This window comes from Nonomuraea sp. NPDC026600, from assembly GCF_040638335.1.
Classification (GTDB): Bacteria; Actinomycetota; Actinomycetes; order Streptosporangiales; family Streptosporangiaceae; genus Nonomuraea.
Map to the genome: position 1 here is coordinate 130,883 of NZ_JBEZYD010000012.1, position 18,655 is coordinate 149,537.

Consider the following 18,655-nt stretch of genomic DNA (forward strand, 5'->3'; position numbering starts at 1 on the left):
GGAAGCCATGAAGACACGCACGCTGATCGCCGCCTTAGCCTCGGCCCTGCTCCTGTTCGCCACCGCGTGCGGCTCCGGTGGCGGCGAGAAGACCACCAGCTCGTCGGGCAAGCAGCTCGACAAGGTCACGCTCACGCTCAACTGGTACCCGTACGGCGAGCACGCGCCGTTCTACTACGGCAAGTCCAAGGGCATCTTCGAGAAGCACGGCATCGACCTGACGATCCAGGCCGGGCAGGGCTCCCAGAAGACCGTGCAGGCCACCGGTGCCGGCCAGACGGACTTCGGGTGGGCCGACACCCCCGCGCTGCTCGGCGGGGTGAGCCAGGGCGTGCCGGTGAAGAGCCTGGGCGTCTTCCTGCAGACGACCCCGGCCTCGGTGCAGTTCTTCCAGGAGAAGAACATCACCAAGCCGGCGGACCTGAAGGGCAAGACGATCGCCTCGACGGCCGGTGACGCGCTCACCAAGACGTTCCCGGTGTTCCTCAAGGCCAACGGGATGACCGACGCCGACGTCAAGATGCAGAACACCGACCCGGCCGGCAAGATCGCGGCGGTCATGTCGGGGCAGACGGACGCGCTGCTCGGCTACGCCTCCGACCAGGGCCCGACCATGCAGAACAAGGCCGGCAAGCCGGTGGCGTACCTGCGCTTCTCGGAGTTCGGCCTGAACTACTACAGCAACGGCCTGCTCACCTCCGCCAGCTTCCTGCAGAGCAAGGCCGACCTGGCCAAGCGGATGGTCGCGGCCACCAGCGAGGCGTGGGCCACGGCGGAGAAGGACCAGCAGGCCGCGGTGGACGCCATGAAGGGCGCCTCGGAGCAGTTGCCCCCGGCGCAGGTGCTGCTCGACCAGTTCAAGACCACGACCACGCTGCTGCACACGGACGCCACCCAGGGGCAGGCGCCGGGTGTCAACACCGAGGCCGACTGGCAGAAGACGATCGACACGTTCGCCAAGGCCGGCCTGGTCTCCAACCCGCAGGCGCCCAGCGCCTACTGGGACTCCAGCGTGGCGCCGAAGGGATGACCGTGACGCAACAGGCCCCCGCCGTCGAGATCGACAAGGTGGCGGTGCGGTTCCGGGCGAAGAAGCGCGACGTGCTCGCGCTGGAGAACGTGTCGATGGACGTCCGCCCCGGCGAGTTCGTGTCCATCGTGGGCCCGTCGGGGTGCGGCAAGTCGACGCTGCTCAAGCTGGTGTCCGGGCTGCTCAAGCCGTCAGCGGGCGCGGTGCGGCTGCTCGGCGGCACCGTCGGCGGCCCGCGTCACGACGTCGGGTACGTCTTCCAGCGCGCCGCCCTGCTGGAGTGGCGTACTGCGCGCAAGAACATCCTGCTGCAGGCCGAGATGCGCGGCATGCCGCAGAAGGAGGCGGCCGCCCGGGCCGGCGAGCTGATCGCCATGACCGGGCTGACGGGCTTCGAGGACTCCTTGCCGCACGAGCTGTCCGGCGGGATGCAGCAGCGGGTGGCGCTCTGCCGCGCGCTGCTGCACCGGCCGCCGGTGCTGCTCATGGACGAGCCGTTCGGCGCGCTCGACGCGCTGACCCGGGAGCAGATGAACGTCGAGCTGCACCGCATCTGGCACGAGACCGAGACCACGGTCCTGCTGGTCACGCACTCCATCGCCGAGGCGGTCTACCTCGGCAACCGGGTGGTCGTCATGACGCCGCGGCCCGGCACGATCGCCGAGGTCATCGACGTGGCGCTGCCGCGGGTGCGTGACTACGCGGCGACCATGTCCCAGCCCGCGTTCGCCGCCGCGACCAGCCACATCCGCGATCTGCTGGGGGCCGCCAGCCACAGCGACTGACCGCTCCGGCCGCTCGGATCCGCCCCTCCCCCCACTGAGAGGATTCCGATGCCCACGTTCATCCGCCTATGCGCGCTCGGCCTGGTGCTGATCCTGGCCCAGTTCATCGCGCCCACCGCTCACGCGACCGCCGCAGATCAGCCGGCGACCGGCCAGGCGGGAGCCACAGCCGAGTGCGGCAGAGGCCGTACGGTCGTCCGCAACACCAACGCCGCCGCCAGTTGGGCGCCGGTGACCCCGGCGAAGTGGCAGTTCCCGGGCGACCAGGTGATCCTGGCCGAAGCGGGTGAGGCGCGTCCGGGCCCGCGCCGTCCCTTCGAGTACGCCGTGCTCGAGAAGGGCCCGGCCTTCGACTCGGTGCAGATCGACGCCGAAGTACGCCTCGACACCCCGACCAGCGTCAGCAACCGCGACGTGATCATCGTGTTCGGCTACCGCTCGGACACGGAGTTCTATTACACCCACCTCTCCCAGGACAACACCATCTACCCGCACAACGGCATCTTCGTGGTGAACAACGCCGACCGGCTGCGCATCGACGACCAGTGGAACGGGCAGGTCGGCGCGCCTCCCGCGGTCACCGACGAGCAGTGGCACAAGGTCCGCGTCCGGTTCTGCACCGACACCGGCCGCATCTCGGTCTTCGTCGACGGCTCGGCCACGCCGCTGATGACGGCCACGGACCACACCTTCACCTCGGGCCGGGTCGGCTTCGGCTCGTTCGACAACATCGGCAGGGTGCGCGGCCTGACCGTCACGGGCACCGCGGCCTGCAAGACCAACTGAACAACTCCCAACAACCCTCAGGTGGTGCACAGGAATGCCGAAATCCCTCCGATACCTCTTCGCCGCAATACTGGCGACCGCGTTATGGGCCCCGCCGGCAGCCGCGATGGATTCGACCCCGATCGACGATCCCATTCCGGAGAATCCCACCGCGTCCGGTCTCACGCTGACGCTGACCGAGTACGCCGCCTTCCCCAAGACCGAGCCGACCCCCGCGCCCACCGACCAGCGGCTGATGCGCTGGGCCAGGATCAACAACATCGGCGAGATCCCCGACGGGTCGCACCGCCAGTTCGTCAACGACCTCAACGGCAAGCTGTACCTGCTGAAGAACGGCCAGCCGCAGGAGTACCTCGACGTCGGCGCCACGTTCGCGCCGGACTTCCTCTCCGGCCGCGGCCTGGGCTCCGGGTTCGGGTACGTCGCCTTCCACCCGGACTTCGCCCGTAACGGGAAGTTCTACACCGCACACACCGAATGGGGAGCGGCGCTCACCACCAAGACGCCGGACCTGACCCCTCAGCCCGACACCAAGTTCCACGGCGTGCTCACCGAGTGGACGGCCACGAACCCGAAGGCCGACACCTTCAGCGGCACCCGCAGAGAGGTGCTCAGGCTCGGCTTCAACGGCCAGGTCCACGGCATCCAGCAGATCGACTTCAACCCGTTCGCGCGGCGCAGGGACGCCGACTACGGCCAGCTCTACATCGCGGCGGGCGACGGCGGCCGGGGCGTGTCGAGCGACGACCCGCAGAACCTGGCCATCCCGCAGGGCAAGCTGCTGCGCATCGACCCGCTGGGCACGAACGCGGCCAACGGCAAGTACGGCATCCCGGCGAACAACCCGTTCGTCACCAAGGCGGGCGCGATCGGCGAGATCTACGCGTACGGCATGCGCGACCCGCACCGGTTCAGCTGGGACCCGCAGGGCAACAGGCTGTTCCTCGGCCACATCGGCGAGCACGCCATCGAGGCGATCTACGAGGTCAAGGCCGGTAACAACCTGGGCTGGAGCGAGCGCGAGGGATCCTTCGTGTTCAACAAGGCCGACCGCTGCCACCTCTACACGCTGCCCGACGACGACGCGACGCTCGGCTACACCTACCCGGTCGCGGCCTACGACCACGACCCGCCGCCCGGACACTCCTGCACGGCCGACAGCGGTCACGCGGTGGCCGGTGGATTCGTCTACCGCGGCTCGCGGCTGCCCCTGCTCTACGGCAAGTACCTGTTCGGCGACATCGTCGACGGCCGCGTCTTCTTCACGATCGCCAGTCAGATGAAGCAGGGCGCCGCGCGCGCCACGATGTACCAGCCCAAGCTGGTGAACGCGGCCGGCACCGCGGTCACCATGCGCGACCTGGCCGGGGACGCCCGGGTGGACCTGCGCCTGAGCCGGGACGCCGCGGGCGAGCTCTACCTGCTGTCCAAGGCCAACGGCAAGATCTGGAAGGTCACCGGCGCCTGCTTGACGACGGCGACGCCATGAGACACCGGTATCTGGCCCCGGTGCTGGCTCTCGTGCTGACGGCGACGGTCGCCACCCCGGCCGCCGCCCACGACCGGCCCGGCGTGCTGCCCACGCTGCGCCACAACCTCGTCGCCGCCTACGACTTCGAACACCCGGTCCCCGGGGACCCCGCGCAGGAGCGCGACCAGGGCAGGTCGGGGACGAACATCACGCTGATCAATGGCGGCGCCGCCATGCGCGTGGCCGACAACGCCCACCGGGGCAGCGGGAACGCCATCCAGCTCCAGCAGGTGAACCCCGCCACGACGGGCAACGACGACTGGAAGGCCGGGGTCTACTCCGAGACCGGAGTGCCCACCCTGCGTGCCTTCAACGCCGTCAAGGGCGCCACCGTCATGGGCTGGTTCAAGATGACCGGCCAGAACCCCAGCCCCAACTCCAACACCGAGAACCCGGCCGACCAGTACGGAGCGATCGGGCTGGCCGGGGTGCTCAGCGGCAACTCCCAGGGCCACGACGTGCGGGCCCTGCTCGAACTCATCACGGTCAACGGGGAACTGCGCGTGGTCGCGCTGGGCAGGCGCGTCGACGGCGGCAGCTCCCAGACGTTCGCCGCGAGCGAGCCCTGGCAGAGCGTGCTCCCGCTGAACGAATGGGTCTTCCTCGCGGCCACGTTCGACTACGACGACACCACGATGAAGCTGTACAAGAACGGCCACCCGCTCGACGGCTTCTACACCCTCACCGGCGACCCGTGGGCCGTGGAGGGGGCGCCCGAACCCGATCTGACCTCGGCCACCGACCCCCGAGGCATCAAGATCGGCGGAAGCTACCCGCAGAACACCAGAGAGAACAACCCGTGTAACTGCCGGATGGACGACCTGATGTTCCTCGACAGGGCCGCCGCGCCCATCGAGATCTGGGCCCAGTACAAGCTGGCGACCCGAGGCTGACCGACTGGGGCTGGGAGGACTCCCACCGCCTTCCCAGCCCTCCGTCAGCCGCCAGTCTGCATCTGTTTGGTCCTGTGGTCCTTGAGATGGAGCTCACCGTGGAGACGCTCCTTTATCAGATCAAGCACCTTGCGGCTGGACAGCACGGTCCACCGGTTTCCGACCAGGTGCGGGTTGTATTCCGGCGCGGTGTCCATCCAGACGTCCTTACCGGCCTGGGTGGCGAACGTGTTCACGAAGAACTCGCCGTCCTGGGTCTTGCAGAAGCCCGTACGAAGTTCCTTGGCGTCCACCTGGATCTTCGGCTTGCAGCCCACCTTCTCCGACAGTTGCTCGACGGTGTATACGTTGTTGTCGGCCACAGCGGGCTTCTGCACGATGGCTTCGCCCCCAGCGTTCGCAGCGCTCTCGCCCGCTCCTACGGCGCCGCTGGCGTTCGTACAGCCGGCGGCGAGCCCGACCAGCAGTACAGAAGCAGCCAGACGTGGAAATGTCGTCATGTGCCGAGATACGCAACCCTCATAGGGCCGGTTCACTTTCGTTTGCGATAAAACCGAGATTCACCGCAAGACGACGCAGCCGCGCTCGGCCAGGCGGCGCAGCGCGTCCGGTTCGCCGTCGAGTTTGTTCCAGCGCAGGTCGAGCTTCTCCAGCGCGGGCAGCTCGCCGAGGCTCTCGGGCAGCGTCCTGAGCCGGTTGTTACGGAGGTCCAGATGCGTGAGCCGGGCCAGCCCCGCGACCGCGCCGGGGAGCGAGCGCAACTGGTTGTTGCGCAGGTCGAGCACGCGTAGCTCGCCGAGCTCGCCGATCAAGGCAGGCAGCGCGGCTAGCCGGTTGCCCTGCAGGTGCAGCTCGCGCAGCCGGCCCAGGCCGCCGATGGAGGCGGGCAGCTCCGCCAGCCGGTTGTTGTAGAGGCGCAGCTCGACCAGCGACGCCATGCCGCCGAGCGCTTCTGGCAGGCCGGTCAGCCGGTTGTCGGTCACGTTGAGGTAGGCGAGCCGGTCGAGCCGGCCGATCGCGGCGGGTACCTCGGTGAACCGGTTGTCGCTCAGGTAGAGGTAGTCGGTCAGGTCCAGGTCGCCGATCTCCGGCGGGATCGCGGTGAGCTGGTTGTGCCCGAGGTCGAGCATGCGCAGCCGGGTCAGGCCGCCGATCGCGGCGGGCACGTCGGTGAGCGCGTTCTCGGCCAGGTTGAGCGATTCGAGCCGGGTCAGCTTCCACAGCGCGCCGGGGACGCCGGTCAGCCGGTTGCCGCCCGCCGCCAGGTGCCGCAGCCCGCCGGCGAGCCGCGTGGGCAGCGTCTCGATGGCGTTGCCGTACAGGGAGAGTGTCTCGAGGGACGGCGGGCACCCGGGCACCTCGGTCAGCCGGTTGCCGTCGAGGTGCAGCGCCCGCAGCGCGGTGAGCCCGGCCAGGCTCGGCAGCGAGCTCAGGCGGTTGCCGTCGAGCCGGAGTTCGGCCAGCGACGTCAGGCCGCCCAGCCACGCGGGCACCTCGGCGAGCTCGTTCCAGGCCAGGTCGATCAGCCGCACCTCGCCGAGTTCGGCGGCCGAGCCGGGGAACGTGGTCAGACCCGCGCCGGGTGCGCGCAGTTCGTCATGGATCGTCACGGCGCCGATCATCGCACGGGGTCCGGCTCACGTATCGGGCTGAGTGTCCTGCCCGGCGAGGTTCCTGAGGTCGAACAGCTCGGACGGCGAGATCGGCATCCGGTCGATCTCGATGCCCTCCGCGTCCTCGATCGCCCCCGCGATCACCGCCGAGACCGGGATCACCCCGGCCTCCCCCGCGCCCTTGATGCCGAGCGGGTTGAGCGGCGACGGCGTCTCCAGGTGGGCGGTCTCGATGTGCGGGATCTCGGTGACGTACGGCATGAGGAAGTCCATGAACGAGGCGTTGAGCAGTTGCCCGTGCCCGTCGTACACCATCCGCTCGTACAGGGCGCCGCCGATGCCCTGGGCGACTCCCCCGTGGATCTGCCCCTCCACGATCATCGGGTTGATCAGCCGGCCGCAGTCGTGCACGACCGCGTACCGCAGGACCTTGATCTCGGCGGTCAGCGGGTCGGTCTCGACGATGGCGGCGTGCATCCCGGCCGCGAACGTGGACCTGATCGGCGAGTAGTAGTCGCGCCCCTCCAGCCCCGGCTCGTCACCCTCGGCCACCGGCGGTTTGTCGGGCGAGGAGGTGCCGGAGAACTGGGTCGCCTTGGCCGTCTCCTCGTCGAAGGCGTACCGCAGCGGGTTGGCCAGGACCGCGACCGTGGACAGCGGGATCGAGGCGGACGGGGTGCCCACCACGTGCACCAGGCCGTCGGCGATCTCCAGGTCGCCCGGGTCGGCCTCCAGCGCCTCGGCGGCGATGCGCAGCGCCTTCTCGCGCACCTTGCGGCAGGCCAGCGCGATGGCGTTGCCGCTCATCACCGCCGCGCGGGAGGCGAACGTGCCCACCGCGTACCCGAACCTGCGCGTGTCGCCCGTGACGACCGAGATCCGCTCGATGGGCACACCGAGCTCGGTGGCGGCGATCTGGGCGAACACGGTCTCGTGCCCCTGCCCCTGCGAGGTGAGCCCGGTAGAGACGTGTACGCGGCCGTCGGAGGTGATCTGGACGTGGCCGCCCTCGTACGGGCCGACGCCGGTGCCCTCGACGTAGCAGCCGATGCCGATGCCCCGGTGCTCGGCGGGCTCGAAGTCGTCCCAGCCGATGAGCTCCTTGAGCATGCGGAGCATCGCGGGATAGTCGCCACTGTCGTAGATCAGCGGGCGGCCGTCCTGGAAGATCAGGCCCTGGTCGTAGGGGAACTCGTCGGGCCCGATGAAGTTCGCCGCGCGCACCTCGGTGCGGTCCTTGCCCAGGTAGCGGGCGATCTTGTCCATCGTCCGCTCCATGCAGAACACGGCCTGCGGCCGTCCCGCCCCCCGGTACGGGGTGACCTGCACGGTGTTGGTGTAGACGGCGGAGAACTCGACCCGATAGGCACCGATCCGGTACGGCCCGAGCAACTGCGTCGAGGTGATGATCGGGACGATGATCCCGTACGGCGTGTAGGCGCCGTGATCGTGCAGGATCGTCACGTCCAGCCCGTTGACCACCCCGTCGTCGTCGAACCCGACCCTGACGTGCTGCACCTGGCCCCGCTCGTGCGCCGAGGAGATGAAGTGCTCGCGCCGGTCCTCGGTCCACTTGACCTCCTGGCCGAGGCGCATCGCCGCCCACGGCACCAGGATCTCCTCCGGCCACGGGTGCACGATCTTCACCCCGAACCCGCCGCCCACGTCGGGCGCGATCACCTCGACGTGCGGCAGGGGCAGGCCCAGGGCGGCGGCGACGGCCATGCGGACGCTGGTCGAGGTCTGAGTGCTGGTGTAGACGCGCAGGTCGGAGCCGTCCCATCGGGCGTACACGCCGCGGCCCTCCAGCGGCATGCTCGCGCTGCGCTCGATGTCGAGCCGGAAGGCCAGCGTGTGCGGCGACGCCTCGATGGCCTCGCGGGCGCTCCGGCCCGTCCGGCTCGGCACCTCCTGCACCAGGTGAGCGCCCACGTTGCCCGGTACGTCCTCATGCACGAGCTGCGCGCCCTGGACCGCCTCCTCCAGGCCCACCACCGGCTTGAGCGGCTCGTAGTCGACCTCGATCAGCCCGCACGCGTCCTCGGCCAGGTAGCGGTCCTTCGCCACGACCATCACCACCGGCTCGCCCACGTGCCGGACGACGTCCCTGGCCAGCGGGTAGGCGGTGCGGCCGTGGGTGAGCGCGGGATGCGGGATCAGCAGCGGCAGGGGGCGGCCCACCCGCTCGGGCAGGTCCTCCCAGGTGTAGATCGCGACCAGGCCGTCGACGTCGAGCGCGGCGCTCACGTCGATGTCGCGGATGCGGGCGTGGGCGTGCGGCGACCGCACGAACGCCGCCTCCAGCGCGCCGGAGCCCAGGTCGTCGAGGTACCGGCCGCCGCCGGTGAGCAGCCTGGGGTCCTCCCGGCGCTGGACCGCCTCCCCGAACAGCCTGGTGGTCATCCCTAGGTCTCCTCGGCGATGAGTTCCGCCGCCCGGTGGACGGCCTTGACGATGTTCTGGTAGCCGGTGCAGCGGCACAGGTTGCCGGACAGGCCTTCGACCACCTCCTCGTCGGTGGGCGCCGGGTTGTCCCGCAGCAGCGCGGTCACCGTACAGAGGAAGCCGGGTGTGCAGAAGCCGCACTGCAGCCCGTGGCACTCCGCGAACGCCCGCTGCACCGCCGACATCCCGTCCGCCCCGGCCAGCCCCTCCACCGTGGTGATCTCGTGCCCGTCCACGGTCACCGCGAACGTCAGGCACGACCGCACCGGCTCGCCGTCCAGCAGCACCGTGCAGCATCCGCACACGCCGTGCTCGCAGCCCACGTGGGTGCCGGTCAGCCCGAGGTCGTGACGCAGGCAGTCGGACAGCAGCCGCCGCCCGGGCACCCGCACCCGCCGCGCGGCGCCGTTCACCACCAGCGTGATCTCGTGCTCCAAACCGGCCTCCCTTCATGTCCCTGCTGAATCGCTACCCCACGGTCGCGCCGCCTCACGGGCCGCGTCCTTCAGCGCCTGCTCGGCGAGGACGCCGACCAGCTGCAGGCGGTACGCGGCGCTCGCGTGGATGTCGCCTTCCGGCTCGGTCTCCGCTCGTACGGCCTGCGCCACGGCGGCCCAGTCGACGGCCGAGGCGGGACGGCGCTCGCACAGCCCGCCCACGTCCACGACGACCGGCACCGGGCCGACGCTGACGCAGGCCACCCGGGCGGCGGTGATGCGCAGGTCGTCGTCCAGCGTGACCATCGCGCACACCCCGGCCAGGGCGTAGTCACCGTGCCTCCTGGCCACCTCACGGAACGCCGTGCCGGACCTCGGCGGAAGCGCCGGGAAATATGCGGAGACGGCCAGCTCACCCGGCTGGACGGCCGACTCCATCGGCCCGACGAAGAACTCGGCGGCCGCCACCTCGCGCAGACCCTCCAGGCGGGCCAGCCGCACCGACCCGCCGAGGAGGGCCAGCACGGCGGGGAGCTCGGCGGCCGGGTCGGCGTGCACCAGACTGCCCACCACCGTGCCCCGGTTGCGGATCACCGGGTGGGCGACCAGCCGGAGCGCCTGCCGCAGCAGCGGATGCCCGGCCAGCCGCTCCACCTGGGAGTGCCTGGCCAGCGCGCCCACGGTGACGCCTTCCGTGGACGGGTCGACGGTGGCCAGCGATGCGATGCGGTTGATGTCGACCAGGTGCTCGGGCGCCGCCAGCCGCATGTTGAGCATGGGGATCAGGCTCTGGCCGCCCGCGAGCACCTTGCCGTGCGGGCCCACCTCGGCGAGGACGTCGAGGGCCTCGCCGAGGTCGCGCGGCGCGTGGTGCTCGAACGGCGGCGGCTTCACCCGGCGTCGCTCCCCAGGGGGGCCGGGCCGCTGCCCGGGGCGGGTCCGGCGATGGCCCGCAGTAGGTGATAGCCGCCCACGACGACGATGGTGCCCAACGCGATGCCCTCCAGCCGGAAGTCGCCGCTGATCAGTTGCTTCACCGGTCCGATCGCCAGGATGATGCCCGCGCCGATGGGGACCATGTTGACCGGGTCGGCGAAGTCCACCCGGTTCTCGATCCAGATCTTGGCGCCGAGAAGGCCGATCATGCCGTACAGGATGACGGTCACACCGCCCAGTACGCCAGAGGGCGTGGCGGAGACCAGCGCGCCGAACTTCGGGCTGAGCCCGAACAGGATGGCGATGAGGCCGGCGATGTAGTAGGCGGCGGTGGAGTAGACCTTGGTGGCGGCCATGACGCCGATGTTCTCGGCGTAGGTGGTGGTGGGCGAGCCACCGACGGCGCTGGTCACCACGGTGGCGATGCCGTCGGCGGCGATGGCGCGGCCGACGTACGGATCGACGTCGGTCCGCGTCATCTCTCCCACGGCCTTGACATGACCGATGTTCTCCGCGATCAGCGCGATCACCGCGGGCAGCACGAGCAGCACGGCCGAGAACTTGAAGTCTGGCAGATGAAACGACGGCAGGCCCACCCATGGCGCCTCACCGAGCTTGGAGAAGTCGACGCGCAGGTGCGGGGCGATCTTGATCGCGCCGTCGGTGTAGGCCGGGACCTGGCCGAAGAGCTGGTCGGCGACCCAGGACACTGCGTACCCGACGATCAGGCCGATGAGGATGCCGATCCGCCCGATGAAACCCTTGAACGCCACCACGACCACGAACGTCACCAGCATCGTGATCAGCGCCATCCACTGGTCCTGCGGCCAGTAGACGTCCGCCACCACGTACGCCAGCCCGAACCCGATCAGCATGACCACCGCGCCGGTGACGATCGGCGGGAAGATCCGGTGGATGATCTGCACCCCGAGGAAGTGCACGGCCACCCCGGCCAGCGCGAGCACCAACCCGACGACCAGGATCGCGCCGGTCACGATGGCGTCGGCGCCCGCGGTGTCGCCGCCGAAGATCGCCCTGATGGCGAACACCCCGCCCACGAACGAGGCGCTGGTGCCCAGGTAGCTGGGTATCCTGCCCTTCACGATCAGCAGGAACAGGATCGTGGCCACGCCCGACATCATGATCGCGACATTGGGGTCCAGCCCCATCACCAGCGGGAACACGAACGTCGCGCCGAACATCGCGATCACGTGCTGCGCGCCGAACCCGATCATGCGCGGCCAGGTCAGCCGCTCGTCGGGCCGGACGATCTCACCGGGAGCCAGGTGCTTGCCGTCGCCGTGTTTGGTCCAACCGAAAACCATGTGAGCCCCTCTTCACCCGGGCTGCCGCTTCCAGTGCCGCCCCGCAGGCTCCTTCTGCATCCCGCCTGAGATTCGTGCTGCCGTTGCGGGCACATTAGGCCCGTGAGCGTGCTCGTACACGGGCATGATCTGCCAAATTCGCTTTCCTGACCAGAGGTGTGGTTGCGCACTACCTTCGGGGGGTTCGGTGAGCGGTCAGTTCCAGTGCGGCGGGCGGTGGTAGACGGCGCCGTCGCGGCCATGCACCACGTCGGGGAACTGGGAGCGCCGCACGACGGCCGCACCGATGGGGAACCACGCATCGCTCACCTTCCGCAGGTGATTGGACCTCCTTTCAGGAGGGAACACGGCAACGACCTTGGTCTTCCTGCCTCGCCTCTCATCGAGTCGCCGGATCCCGTGGATGGCGGCACAGAGATCAGAGTCTGCGGACACCAGCAGCACCACATCGACCTGGCTGGTCGCCACATCGCCCACCATCGCCGTGGCGAGCGCGACGTCGGACTGCTTCTCCGTGTACGTCCGCCGGCTCGCTCCGCAACTGCGACACCGCATCACCTGCTCCTGATATCTCCCCATGACCACCTCCACGCCTTGGCTCGCCACGGCCGCCATGTACGCCCCCTGACGCGCCATCGCGGGCGGGTCGTCGCGGATAGCGGCGGTGAAGTAGCGGACCGAGACGAGACGCTGCCCAGGTCGGAGGAGAGCAACGGACATCGACCAGAGGTCCAGCCACAAGAGTCTCCGTCCCGCGAGCTCGCGCAAGCCGTAGTACAGGTTGAAGCCATCGATATACACGCCGACGCGGTCGAATTCCAGATTCGACTTGTCGCCCATCGCCATCACGCCCTAACATGGAGTCACCACCCCCGGGGCTACGTTCCCGGGCTCTACGGCCCCCGGCGACGGGGGCCGTTTCTTTTTTCACTCTCATGTTCGAGGATAGTAAACAGCAAGTAATCTCGCGGTGACTTCCCGTGACTTCAGTGCACCTGGATCGAGAACCCGTCCCCCGTCACCACCTGCCCCGCCCGGATCTTGCACGTCTTGCGGAGCTCCACCTCCCCGTCCACCGACACGAGCCCTTCGGCGATCAGGTGTTTGGCCATGCCGCCCGTCTCCGTGACCCCGCAGTACTTCAGCAGGTCACACAGCGGGATGTACTCGGAGCGCAGTTCGAAGTCCACGACCACTCAGCCTAGATGCCCCGCATGCGCAGCACGTGCAGGGCCAGTGTCAGGTTGAGGCGCAGGTGCGGGTCGTCGGTGAAGTTGCCGAGCAGGCGCTCCAGCTTGCCGATGCGGTAGCGCAGCGTGTTGTAGTGGAAGTGCAGCCGCCTGGCCGTCTCCGCCACGTTGAGGTTCGTCTCCAGGAGCACCTGCAAGGTGCGGCGCAGGTCGGCATTCTCGGCGTCGTTGTCGAGGGCCAGCGGTCCCAGCGTCTCGCGGACGAACGCGTGCAGCTCCTCCGTGTCGTTCACCAGCGACAGCAGCCGATAGACGCCCAGCTGGTCGAAGTGGGCCACCGCGCCGGGGCCGTGGAGCTGGCGGCCGACGCGGGCCGCCTTCAGTGCCTGCGAGTACGCCTCGGGCAGCAGTTCGGCGCCGGGCGACGGGCGGGAGGTGCCGGTCGAGAACGTGGCGGGCGGCACGTCGGCGAACGCGGAGGCGGCGTCCTTGGCCACCCTGGCGGCGTCCACCGTGGCGTCCAGCACCGCCACCACCTCGTGCGAGAAGCCCGCGACCGCGCCCTGGGGGTCGTGGCGGCGCATCGCCGCCACCCAGCACGCGACGAGGCGGTCCTGGGTGGCGCGCTCGTCGCCGTCCGGGTCGAGCTCGGCGACGAGCACGGTGACCGGCCGTTCCAGGTCCCAGCCGAACGCCCTGGCCCGCGCCGTGACGCGCTCGGCCGTGCCCGCCCGGCCGGTGAGGACGTCGCGCAGGAAGTCCGCCCGGTACTTGCTCTCGACGGCGTTGACCGCCTCCTGCCTGGTGACGACGAGGGCGGCGACGGTCGCGGCGCGCTCCAGGATGCCGACGTCGCTGTCCCGGATCGTCCCGGCCGGGCTGTAGGCGACGATGCGGCCGTGGTGGTGGCCGCCCGCGACGACGGGCACAGAGGCGAACGCCCGGGTGCGGCCGGCCGTACCGGAAGCGGGCGTGCCGGAAGGGGTCCGGCCCGAGGCGGGGGCGGGGATGAGCGGCGGTCCCTCGTGCGCGATCGACTCCCACAGGAGGGTCACGTGGTCGGCCGGCCCGGCCGTGGCGAGCACCCGCCCGCCGCCGTCCACCGCCGCCACCGCGACGTCGAGCAGCGCCGCCACCTCGGCGGTCACCTCGTCGAGCCCGCCGCCGGCCAGCACCACCTGTACCAGCGCCCGGTGCGCCTCCTCAGCGCGGGCCAGCACGGCGGCCTGCCGGTTGAGGATGTCGGTCAGCACCTGGTTCAGGATGTCGTCGAAGCCGACGTCGTTCGGCAGGATGATGAGCGGGAACCCGAGCCGGTCGGCCTGCTCCACCATCTCGTCGGGCAGTTTGTCCACGTACCTGCCGAGTTTGATGGCCAGCGCCGCCAGTTTGCGCTCGTCGAGGTCGGCCACCAGGCGGCCGAGCGACTGCGGGGTGTTGCGCAGCGGGTAGCCGGTGGTCAGCAGCAACTCGTGCGGTTTCACCCAGGCCAGGATGTCCGGCACCTCCATGACGTTGAGGCGCTGCACGATGCGGCCCAGCCCGCTCTCGCCCGCGATCAGGCGGGCGTCCGCGAGGGTCGAAACGCCGAGCACCTCGCCCACGGACACGCCGTGGGTGATCGTGCCCGTGCTGGCGAGTCGGACTGGGGGCTCCATGGGGAGATTGTGACCCCAGAAGCGGTCTGTCAGGAAGAGCCAACCTTCCCGCTGACTGTTGGCAAATTTCTCCGTACGGAGGGTTGTCCGAGACGTTCTACGGTCAGGTCCAGGTTCGGTAGGGAGGTTCGGTGACCGTCGGTACTCATGCGAGGCGCCCGCGTACCCATGTGACAGGGGCGGCCAGCGCGGCGGTACGCCCTGTGCTGGAGGCGCCGCGACGGCCCGCGCGCGTGCTGGCCGTCTTCCCCGCCGGGGTGTACGTGGAGGTCAGGACTGATCTTGAGCCGTCCGTGATCGCCGTCATCACGGGCGCGGCGACCCGGCTGCCCAACTCCGTGCTGCTGGCCGCCGACCTGCCGCACCTCACCGTGGGTGACGAGGCCGCCGTGGGCGACGGTTCCATCGAGCTGGGGCGGCTGAGCCTGCGGGCACGCCGCTGGTGGGATCCCGCGCCGCCGCTCGGTCAGGTCGATCCGGTACGGCTCAGGCAGGCCGCCCCTCTCCTGGCCCCCGGCGAGCCGGGACTGGCGGGCAACGCCGCCATCGAACTCCTGGCCACCAGCTGCGCGAGCGGCCGGTTGCTGGGCGTGGTGACGGCGGCCGAGCAACTGGTCGGCCTCGGTCCGGGGCTGACGCCGAGCGGGGACGACGTGCTCGCCGGGCTGCTGGTGACGCTCAGGCACCTCGGCGCGGCGGCCGGGGCGGACCGGGCGGTGTGGCTGGCGGACTGGCTGGCCGCGACCGTGACCTACGACGCCCGCGCCCGTACGACGCCGATCTCGGCGACGCTCCTGCACTGCGCGGCCAGAGGCGAGGCGAGCCCCGAGGTGATCGCCGTGCTGCGCGGCATCGCCGGGCGGCAGGAGCTCGAACCGGCGCAGCGGCGGCTGCGGCGGCTCGGCCACACCTCCGGATCCGATCTGCTCCAGGGCATCTCCATCGGCCTGAACTCCATCCTTGCCATGACCGAATCCCCGAGTCCGACCGAAAGCGGGATCGGAACCCCGGTGAGCGTGCTCGGATGACCCGCGACGCGGTGCTGCTCCGCAAGGGCGTCTACCACGACTCGGTCACCCTCATGCGGGTGAGCCGCTCGCTGTCGGACCTGCCCGGCATGCAGGTGGCCATCGTCGCCATGGCCACGGAACTGAACCTCGGCCTGGCCCGCGACCTGGGCTTCGACCTGCCCCCCGCCGACCCGGGCGACCTGCTCGTCGCCCTGCGCGGCGACGGTGTGGACACCGCCGCCGGCGAGCTCGACCAGGTCCTGGCCCGGCTTTCCGCCTCCCGGACCCAGGCGGCCGACCAGCCCCCGCTCACCACCCGCTCGGCCGCCAGGACCCCGGCCGACCTGGTGCTGGTGTCGGTCCCCGGCGAGCACGCCTTCTGCGAGGCGCTCGACGCGGTCCACGCGGGCCTGCCCGTGATGATCTTCAGCGACGGCGTCCCGGTCGCCCAGGAGCGGCGGCTCAAGCTGCTGGCCGAGGAGCGTGACGTGCTGGTCATGGGCCCCGACTGCGGCACCGCCGTGATCGCCGGCGCCGGGCTGGGCTTCGCCAACGTGCTCAGGCCGGGCCCGGTCGGCGTCGTCGCGGCCTCCGGCACCGGCGCCCAGCAGGTGACGTCCCTGCTCGACCAGGCGGGGGCCGGGGTGAGCCACGTGCTCGGCGTGGGCGGCAGGGACCTGTCGGCCGAGGTGGGCGGCCTGTCGACGATGCGGGCGCTGCGCATGCTGGACGACGACCCGGCCACCGAGCTGATAGTGCTCGTCTCCAAGCCGCCCGACCCGGCGGTGGCGCGGGCCGTACGGGAGGTGGTGGAGACGCTGCGTACGCGGGTCGTCTCCGCGCTGCTCGGGGAGCGCGACCTTACGGTGGCGGCGGAGGAGGCGCTGCGCGCCCTCGGCAGGCCGGTCCCCGCATGGGAGTCGTGGCCCGGCTGGTCGCCCACGTCGACGTACACGAAGCTCAAGGGCATCTACTCGGGCGGCACGCTCTGCGCCGAGGCGAGCCTGATCGCCGGGGCGGGCGAGTTCACCGACTACGGCGACGACGCCTACACCCGGGGGCGCGCCCATCCGATGATCGACCCGACGCTGCGCCTGGAGGCGCTCGCCCAGGTGGAGCCGGGCGACGTGATCCTGATGGACGTCGTGCTCGGCCACGGCGCCGACCCCGATCCGGCGGCCTCGCTCGCCTCGGCCATCGCCCACGTCACCGCCCGCACCGCCCATCACGCCCCCAGCCACGCGACCGGGCACGGGGCCGCCACCGTCATCGTCGCGCTCATCGGCACCGAGGGCGACCCGCAGGGCCTGCACCGGCAGGCCGCCGCATTCCGCGAGGCGGGCGCGACCGTCTTCACGTCCAACGCCCAAGCCGCCCGGCACGCCAGGAACCTCCTATGACCCTGCTCTCCGGCCCGCCCCACGTGATCACCGTCGGCGCGGGTCTCCTCCAGGAATCGCTCGACGCGCAGGCCGTGCCCACGACCGCCGTCGCGTGGCGCCCGCCCCTGCCCGGCACCGCGGACGCGCTCGCCCGGGTGCTCGCCGACCCGCGCCTGCCCGCGGCCAACGAACGCGCCGTCGGCCGCCTGACCTCGGCCCGTCCCCAGCTCGTCGGCGTACGACGGGCGTCGGAGGTGCTCGCCCTGCCGGATCTGATGTTCCTGCACGCGGGCCCGCCCATCGACTGGGAGCGCGCGTCGGGCCCGATGCGCGGGGCGCTGATCGGCGCGATGCTGCTCGAGGAGTACGCCCACGACGTGCCGGCGGCCGAGCACCTGCTCGCCTCCGGGCGGGTGCGCCTGGAGCCCTGCCATCGGCACGCGACGGTCGGCCCGATGGCGGGCGTGGTGAGCCCGTCGATGTGGATGCTGGAGGTGCTCGACACCGAGCACGGCGGCACGGCGTACTGCTCGCTCAACGAGGGCCTGGGCAAGGTGCTGCGTTACGGCGCGTACGGGCCCGAGGTGCTCGACCGGCTGCAGTGGATGGACCGGGTGCTCGGGCCCGTCCTTTCGGCGGCGATCGAGCTGAGCGGGCCGATCGACCTGCGCGCGCTGATCGCGCAGGCGCTGCAGATGGGCGACGAGCTGCACAACCGCAACCGCGCGGCCACCTCGCTGCTCCTGCGCGAGCTGGCCCCGTGGGTGGTCGAGGCCGCGGCCGGCAGCGCCGCCGAGGTGCTGCGCTTCGTCAACGGCAACGACCACTTCTTCCTGAACGCCGCCATGGCCGCGGGCAAGGTGAGCACCGACGCGGCCAGGGACGTGCCGGGCTCCTCGATGGTCGTCGCCATGGCCCGCAACGGCACCGATTTCGGGGTGCAGGTCTCGGGGCTGGGCGATCGGTGGTTCACCGGTCCGGCGGGCGTACCGGACGGGCTCTACCTCGGCGCGTACGGCCCTGCCGACGCCAACCCGGACATCGGCGATTCCACGATCACCGAGACGTCCGGCCTGGGCGGGTTCGCGATGGCGGCGTCCCCGGCCATCGTCCGCTTCGTCGGCGGCGAGGTGGCGGACGCGGTGGCGGCGACCCGGTCCATGTACGAGATCACGCTGGCCGAGCATCCCGCCTATCAGATTCCGGGGCTCGGATTTCGCGGCACGCCGGTCGGCATCGACCTCACGCTGGTGGCAAGGACCGGTGTGCTGCCCGTCGTCAACACGGGTATCGCGGGCCGCGTGGCGGGCACCGGCCAGGTCGGCGCGGGCCTGGTGAAACCGCCCGTAGAGGCATTCACCAGCGCATTGATGGCACTGGCCGACTGCGCTGACTGATCCATTTGATGGATGATATTTCCGCACGTCAAGGCATGAGTAAGAAGCGAGTTGGGTTTCCCTTGGCAATGACCTGCCTATATCGTGGCCAACGCTCATAATCTGGAAGTATGGCGGCGCGACGCTTGTGACCGATGAGGCTGGAGATTGGGGCGGGAACATGGCAGCCGACCGCTTGCTCAGCGGCCCCGGTGCGGAGGGAAACGCTTCACAGAGCCAGGGTCGTCTGATCGGCAG

General features: G+C 70.5%; 17 protein-coding genes. 8 read left to right on the forward strand and 9 right to left on the reverse strand.

Features of this window, described 5'->3' with window-relative positions:
* Positions 1 to 7 precede the first annotated feature (7 nt).
* The 5 genes from AB0F17_RS27535 to AB0F17_RS27555 all read left to right on the forward strand — a co-directional run bounded on the left by AB0F17_RS27535 (position 8) and on the right by AB0F17_RS27555 (position 5,025).
* Positions 8 to 1,030 carry an ABC transporter substrate-binding protein gene (locus tag AB0F17_RS27535; protein ID WP_358028195.1) on the forward strand — a complete coding sequence of 341 codons (1,023 nt, stop codon included), beginning with the start codon at positions 8 to 10 and terminating at the stop codon, positions 1,028 to 1,030.
* Between the two features lie 2 nt (positions 1,031 to 1,032).
* Positions 1,033 to 1,815, forward strand: coding sequence for an ABC transporter ATP-binding protein (locus tag AB0F17_RS27540; protein WP_358028197.1), 783 nt, complete (start codon positions 1,033 to 1,035; stop codon positions 1,813 to 1,815).
* Positions 1,816 to 1,863: 48 nt separating this feature from the next.
* Positions 1,864 to 2,601: a hypothetical protein gene (locus AB0F17_RS27545; protein ID WP_358028200.1), complete on the forward strand. Its 738-nt coding sequence runs from the start codon at positions 1,864 to 1,866 to the stop codon at positions 2,599 to 2,601.
* A gap of 106 nt (positions 2,602 to 2,707) precedes the next feature.
* A complete protein-coding gene (locus AB0F17_RS27550) occupies positions 2,708 to 4,090 on the forward strand; it encodes a PQQ-dependent sugar dehydrogenase (protein WP_358028202.1) in 1,383 nt (460 codons plus the stop codon).
* The gene (locus tag AB0F17_RS27555; RefSeq protein WP_358028204.1) at positions 4,087 to 5,025 is read left to right on the forward strand and encodes a hypothetical protein; all 939 of its coding nucleotides are present in this window, start codon (positions 4,087 to 4,089) and stop codon (positions 5,023 to 5,025) included. Before AB0F17_RS27550 ends, AB0F17_RS27555 begins: the two co-directional genes overlap by 4 nt.
* Positions 5,026 to 5,069: 44 nt before the next feature.
* On the opposite strand, the gene AB0F17_RS27560 is transcribed toward AB0F17_RS27555, so the two are convergent.
* The 9 genes from AB0F17_RS27560 to AB0F17_RS27600 all read right to left on the reverse strand — a co-directional run bounded on the left by AB0F17_RS27560 (position 5,070) and on the right by AB0F17_RS27600 (position 14,629).
* Positions 5,070 to 5,525, reverse strand: a complete 456-nt coding sequence (locus AB0F17_RS27560; RefSeq protein ID WP_358028206.1) for a hypothetical protein — start codon at positions 5,523 to 5,525, stop codon at positions 5,070 to 5,072.
* Positions 5,526 to 5,585: 60 nt separating this feature from the next.
* Entirely contained in the window at positions 5,586 to 6,635 is a 1,050-nt protein-coding gene (locus AB0F17_RS27565) for a leucine-rich repeat domain-containing protein (RefSeq protein WP_358028208.1), read from the reverse strand.
* Between the two features lie 27 nt (positions 6,636 to 6,662).
* On the reverse strand, positions 6,663 to 9,041 hold the full coding sequence (gene cutA, locus AB0F17_RS27570; protein ID WP_358028211.1) for an aerobic carbon-monoxide dehydrogenase large subunit: 2,379 nt from the start codon (positions 9,039 to 9,041) through the stop codon (positions 6,663 to 6,665).
* Between the two features lie 2 nt (positions 9,042 to 9,043).
* Positions 9,044 to 9,520, reverse strand: coding sequence for a (2Fe-2S)-binding protein (locus AB0F17_RS27575; protein ID WP_358028214.1), 477 nt, complete (start codon positions 9,518 to 9,520; stop codon positions 9,044 to 9,046).
* Positions 9,521 to 9,532: 12 nt separating this feature from the next.
* The gene (locus AB0F17_RS27580) at positions 9,533 to 10,414 is read right to left on the reverse strand and encodes an FAD binding domain-containing protein (protein ID WP_358028217.1); all 882 of its coding nucleotides are present in this window, start codon (positions 10,412 to 10,414) and stop codon (positions 9,533 to 9,535) included.
* The gene (locus tag AB0F17_RS27585; protein ID WP_358028219.1) at positions 10,411 to 11,781 is read right to left on the reverse strand and encodes a solute carrier family 23 protein; all 1,371 of its coding nucleotides are present in this window, start codon (positions 11,779 to 11,781) and stop codon (positions 10,411 to 10,413) included. The genes AB0F17_RS27580 and AB0F17_RS27585 overlap by 4 nt, the downstream gene beginning before the upstream one ends.
* Positions 11,782 to 11,976: 195 nt before the next feature.
* On the reverse strand, positions 11,977 to 12,627 hold the full coding sequence (locus AB0F17_RS27590) for an NYN domain-containing protein (RefSeq protein ID WP_358028222.1): 651 nt from the start codon (positions 12,625 to 12,627) through the stop codon (positions 11,977 to 11,979).
* 140 nt (positions 12,628 to 12,767) lie between these two features.
* Positions 12,768 to 12,971, reverse strand: a complete 204-nt coding sequence (locus AB0F17_RS27595; protein WP_358028224.1) for an RNA-binding S4 domain-containing protein — start codon at positions 12,969 to 12,971, stop codon at positions 12,768 to 12,770.
* An 11-nt stretch (positions 12,972 to 12,982) separates the two neighbouring features.
* Positions 12,983 to 14,629 carry a PucR family transcriptional regulator ligand-binding domain-containing protein gene (locus tag AB0F17_RS27600; protein WP_358028227.1) on the reverse strand — a complete coding sequence of 549 codons (1,647 nt, stop codon included), beginning with the start codon at positions 14,627 to 14,629 and terminating at the stop codon, positions 12,983 to 12,985.
* A gap of 131 nt (positions 14,630 to 14,760) precedes the next feature.
* Between AB0F17_RS27600 and AB0F17_RS27605 the strand changes: the two genes are divergently transcribed.
* Genes AB0F17_RS27605 through AB0F17_RS27615 form a run of 3 tightly spaced genes read left to right on the forward strand, consistent with a single transcriptional unit; the run spans position 14,761 to position 18,418 of the window.
* The gene (locus AB0F17_RS27605; protein ID WP_358028229.1) at positions 14,761 to 15,657 is read left to right on the forward strand and encodes a DUF2877 domain-containing protein; all 897 of its coding nucleotides are present in this window, start codon (positions 14,761 to 14,763) and stop codon (positions 15,655 to 15,657) included.
* Positions 15,654 to 17,039, forward strand: a complete 1,386-nt coding sequence (locus AB0F17_RS27610) for an FdrA family protein (protein WP_358028232.1) — start codon at positions 15,654 to 15,656, stop codon at positions 17,037 to 17,039. The genes AB0F17_RS27605 and AB0F17_RS27610 overlap by 4 nt, the downstream gene beginning before the upstream one ends.
* Positions 17,036 to 18,418, forward strand: coding sequence for a DUF1116 domain-containing protein (locus AB0F17_RS27615; protein WP_358028235.1), 1,383 nt, complete (start codon positions 17,036 to 17,038; stop codon positions 18,416 to 18,418). Before AB0F17_RS27610 ends, AB0F17_RS27615 begins: the two co-directional genes overlap by 4 nt.
* Positions 18,419 to 18,655 lie beyond the last annotated feature (237 nt).

Bases quoted from the DNA above. Each gene is read 5' to 3' on its own strand.
- AB0F17_RS27590 (WP_358028222.1), bottom strand. From the start codon at position 12,627: ATGGCGATGGGCGACAAGTCGAATCTGGAATTCGACCGCGTCGGCGTG.
- AB0F17_RS27550 (WP_358028202.1), top strand. From the start codon at position 2,708: ATGGATTCGACCCCGATCGACGATCCCATTCCGGAGAATCCCACCGCG.
- AB0F17_RS27610 (WP_358028232.1), top strand. From the start codon at position 15,654: ATGACCCGCGACGCGGTGCTGCTCCGCAAGGGCGTCTACCACGACTCG.
- cutA (WP_358028211.1), bottom strand. From the start codon at position 9,041: ATGACCACCAGGCTGTTCGGGGAGGCGGTCCAGCGCCGGGAGGACCCC.
- AB0F17_RS27615 (WP_358028235.1), top strand. From the start codon at position 17,036: ATGACCCTGCTCTCCGGCCCGCCCCACGTGATCACCGTCGGCGCGGGT.
- AB0F17_RS27560 (WP_358028206.1), bottom strand. From the start codon at position 5,525: ATGACGACATTTCCACGTCTGGCTGCTTCTGTACTGCTGGTCGGGCTC.
- AB0F17_RS27535 (WP_358028195.1), top strand. From the start codon at position 8: ATGAAGACACGCACGCTGATCGCCGCCTTAGCCTCGGCCCTGCTCCTG.
- AB0F17_RS27555 (WP_358028204.1), top strand. From the start codon at position 4,087: ATGAGACACCGGTATCTGGCCCCGGTGCTGGCTCTCGTGCTGACGGCG.
- AB0F17_RS27600 (WP_358028227.1), bottom strand. From the start codon at position 14,629: ATGGAGCCCCCAGTCCGACTCGCCAGCACGGGCACGATCACCCACGGC.
- AB0F17_RS27585 (WP_358028219.1), bottom strand. From the start codon at position 11,781: ATGGTTTTCGGTTGGACCAAACACGGCGACGGCAAGCACCTGGCTCCC.
- AB0F17_RS27545 (WP_358028200.1), top strand. From the start codon at position 1,864: ATGCCCACGTTCATCCGCCTATGCGCGCTCGGCCTGGTGCTGATCCTG.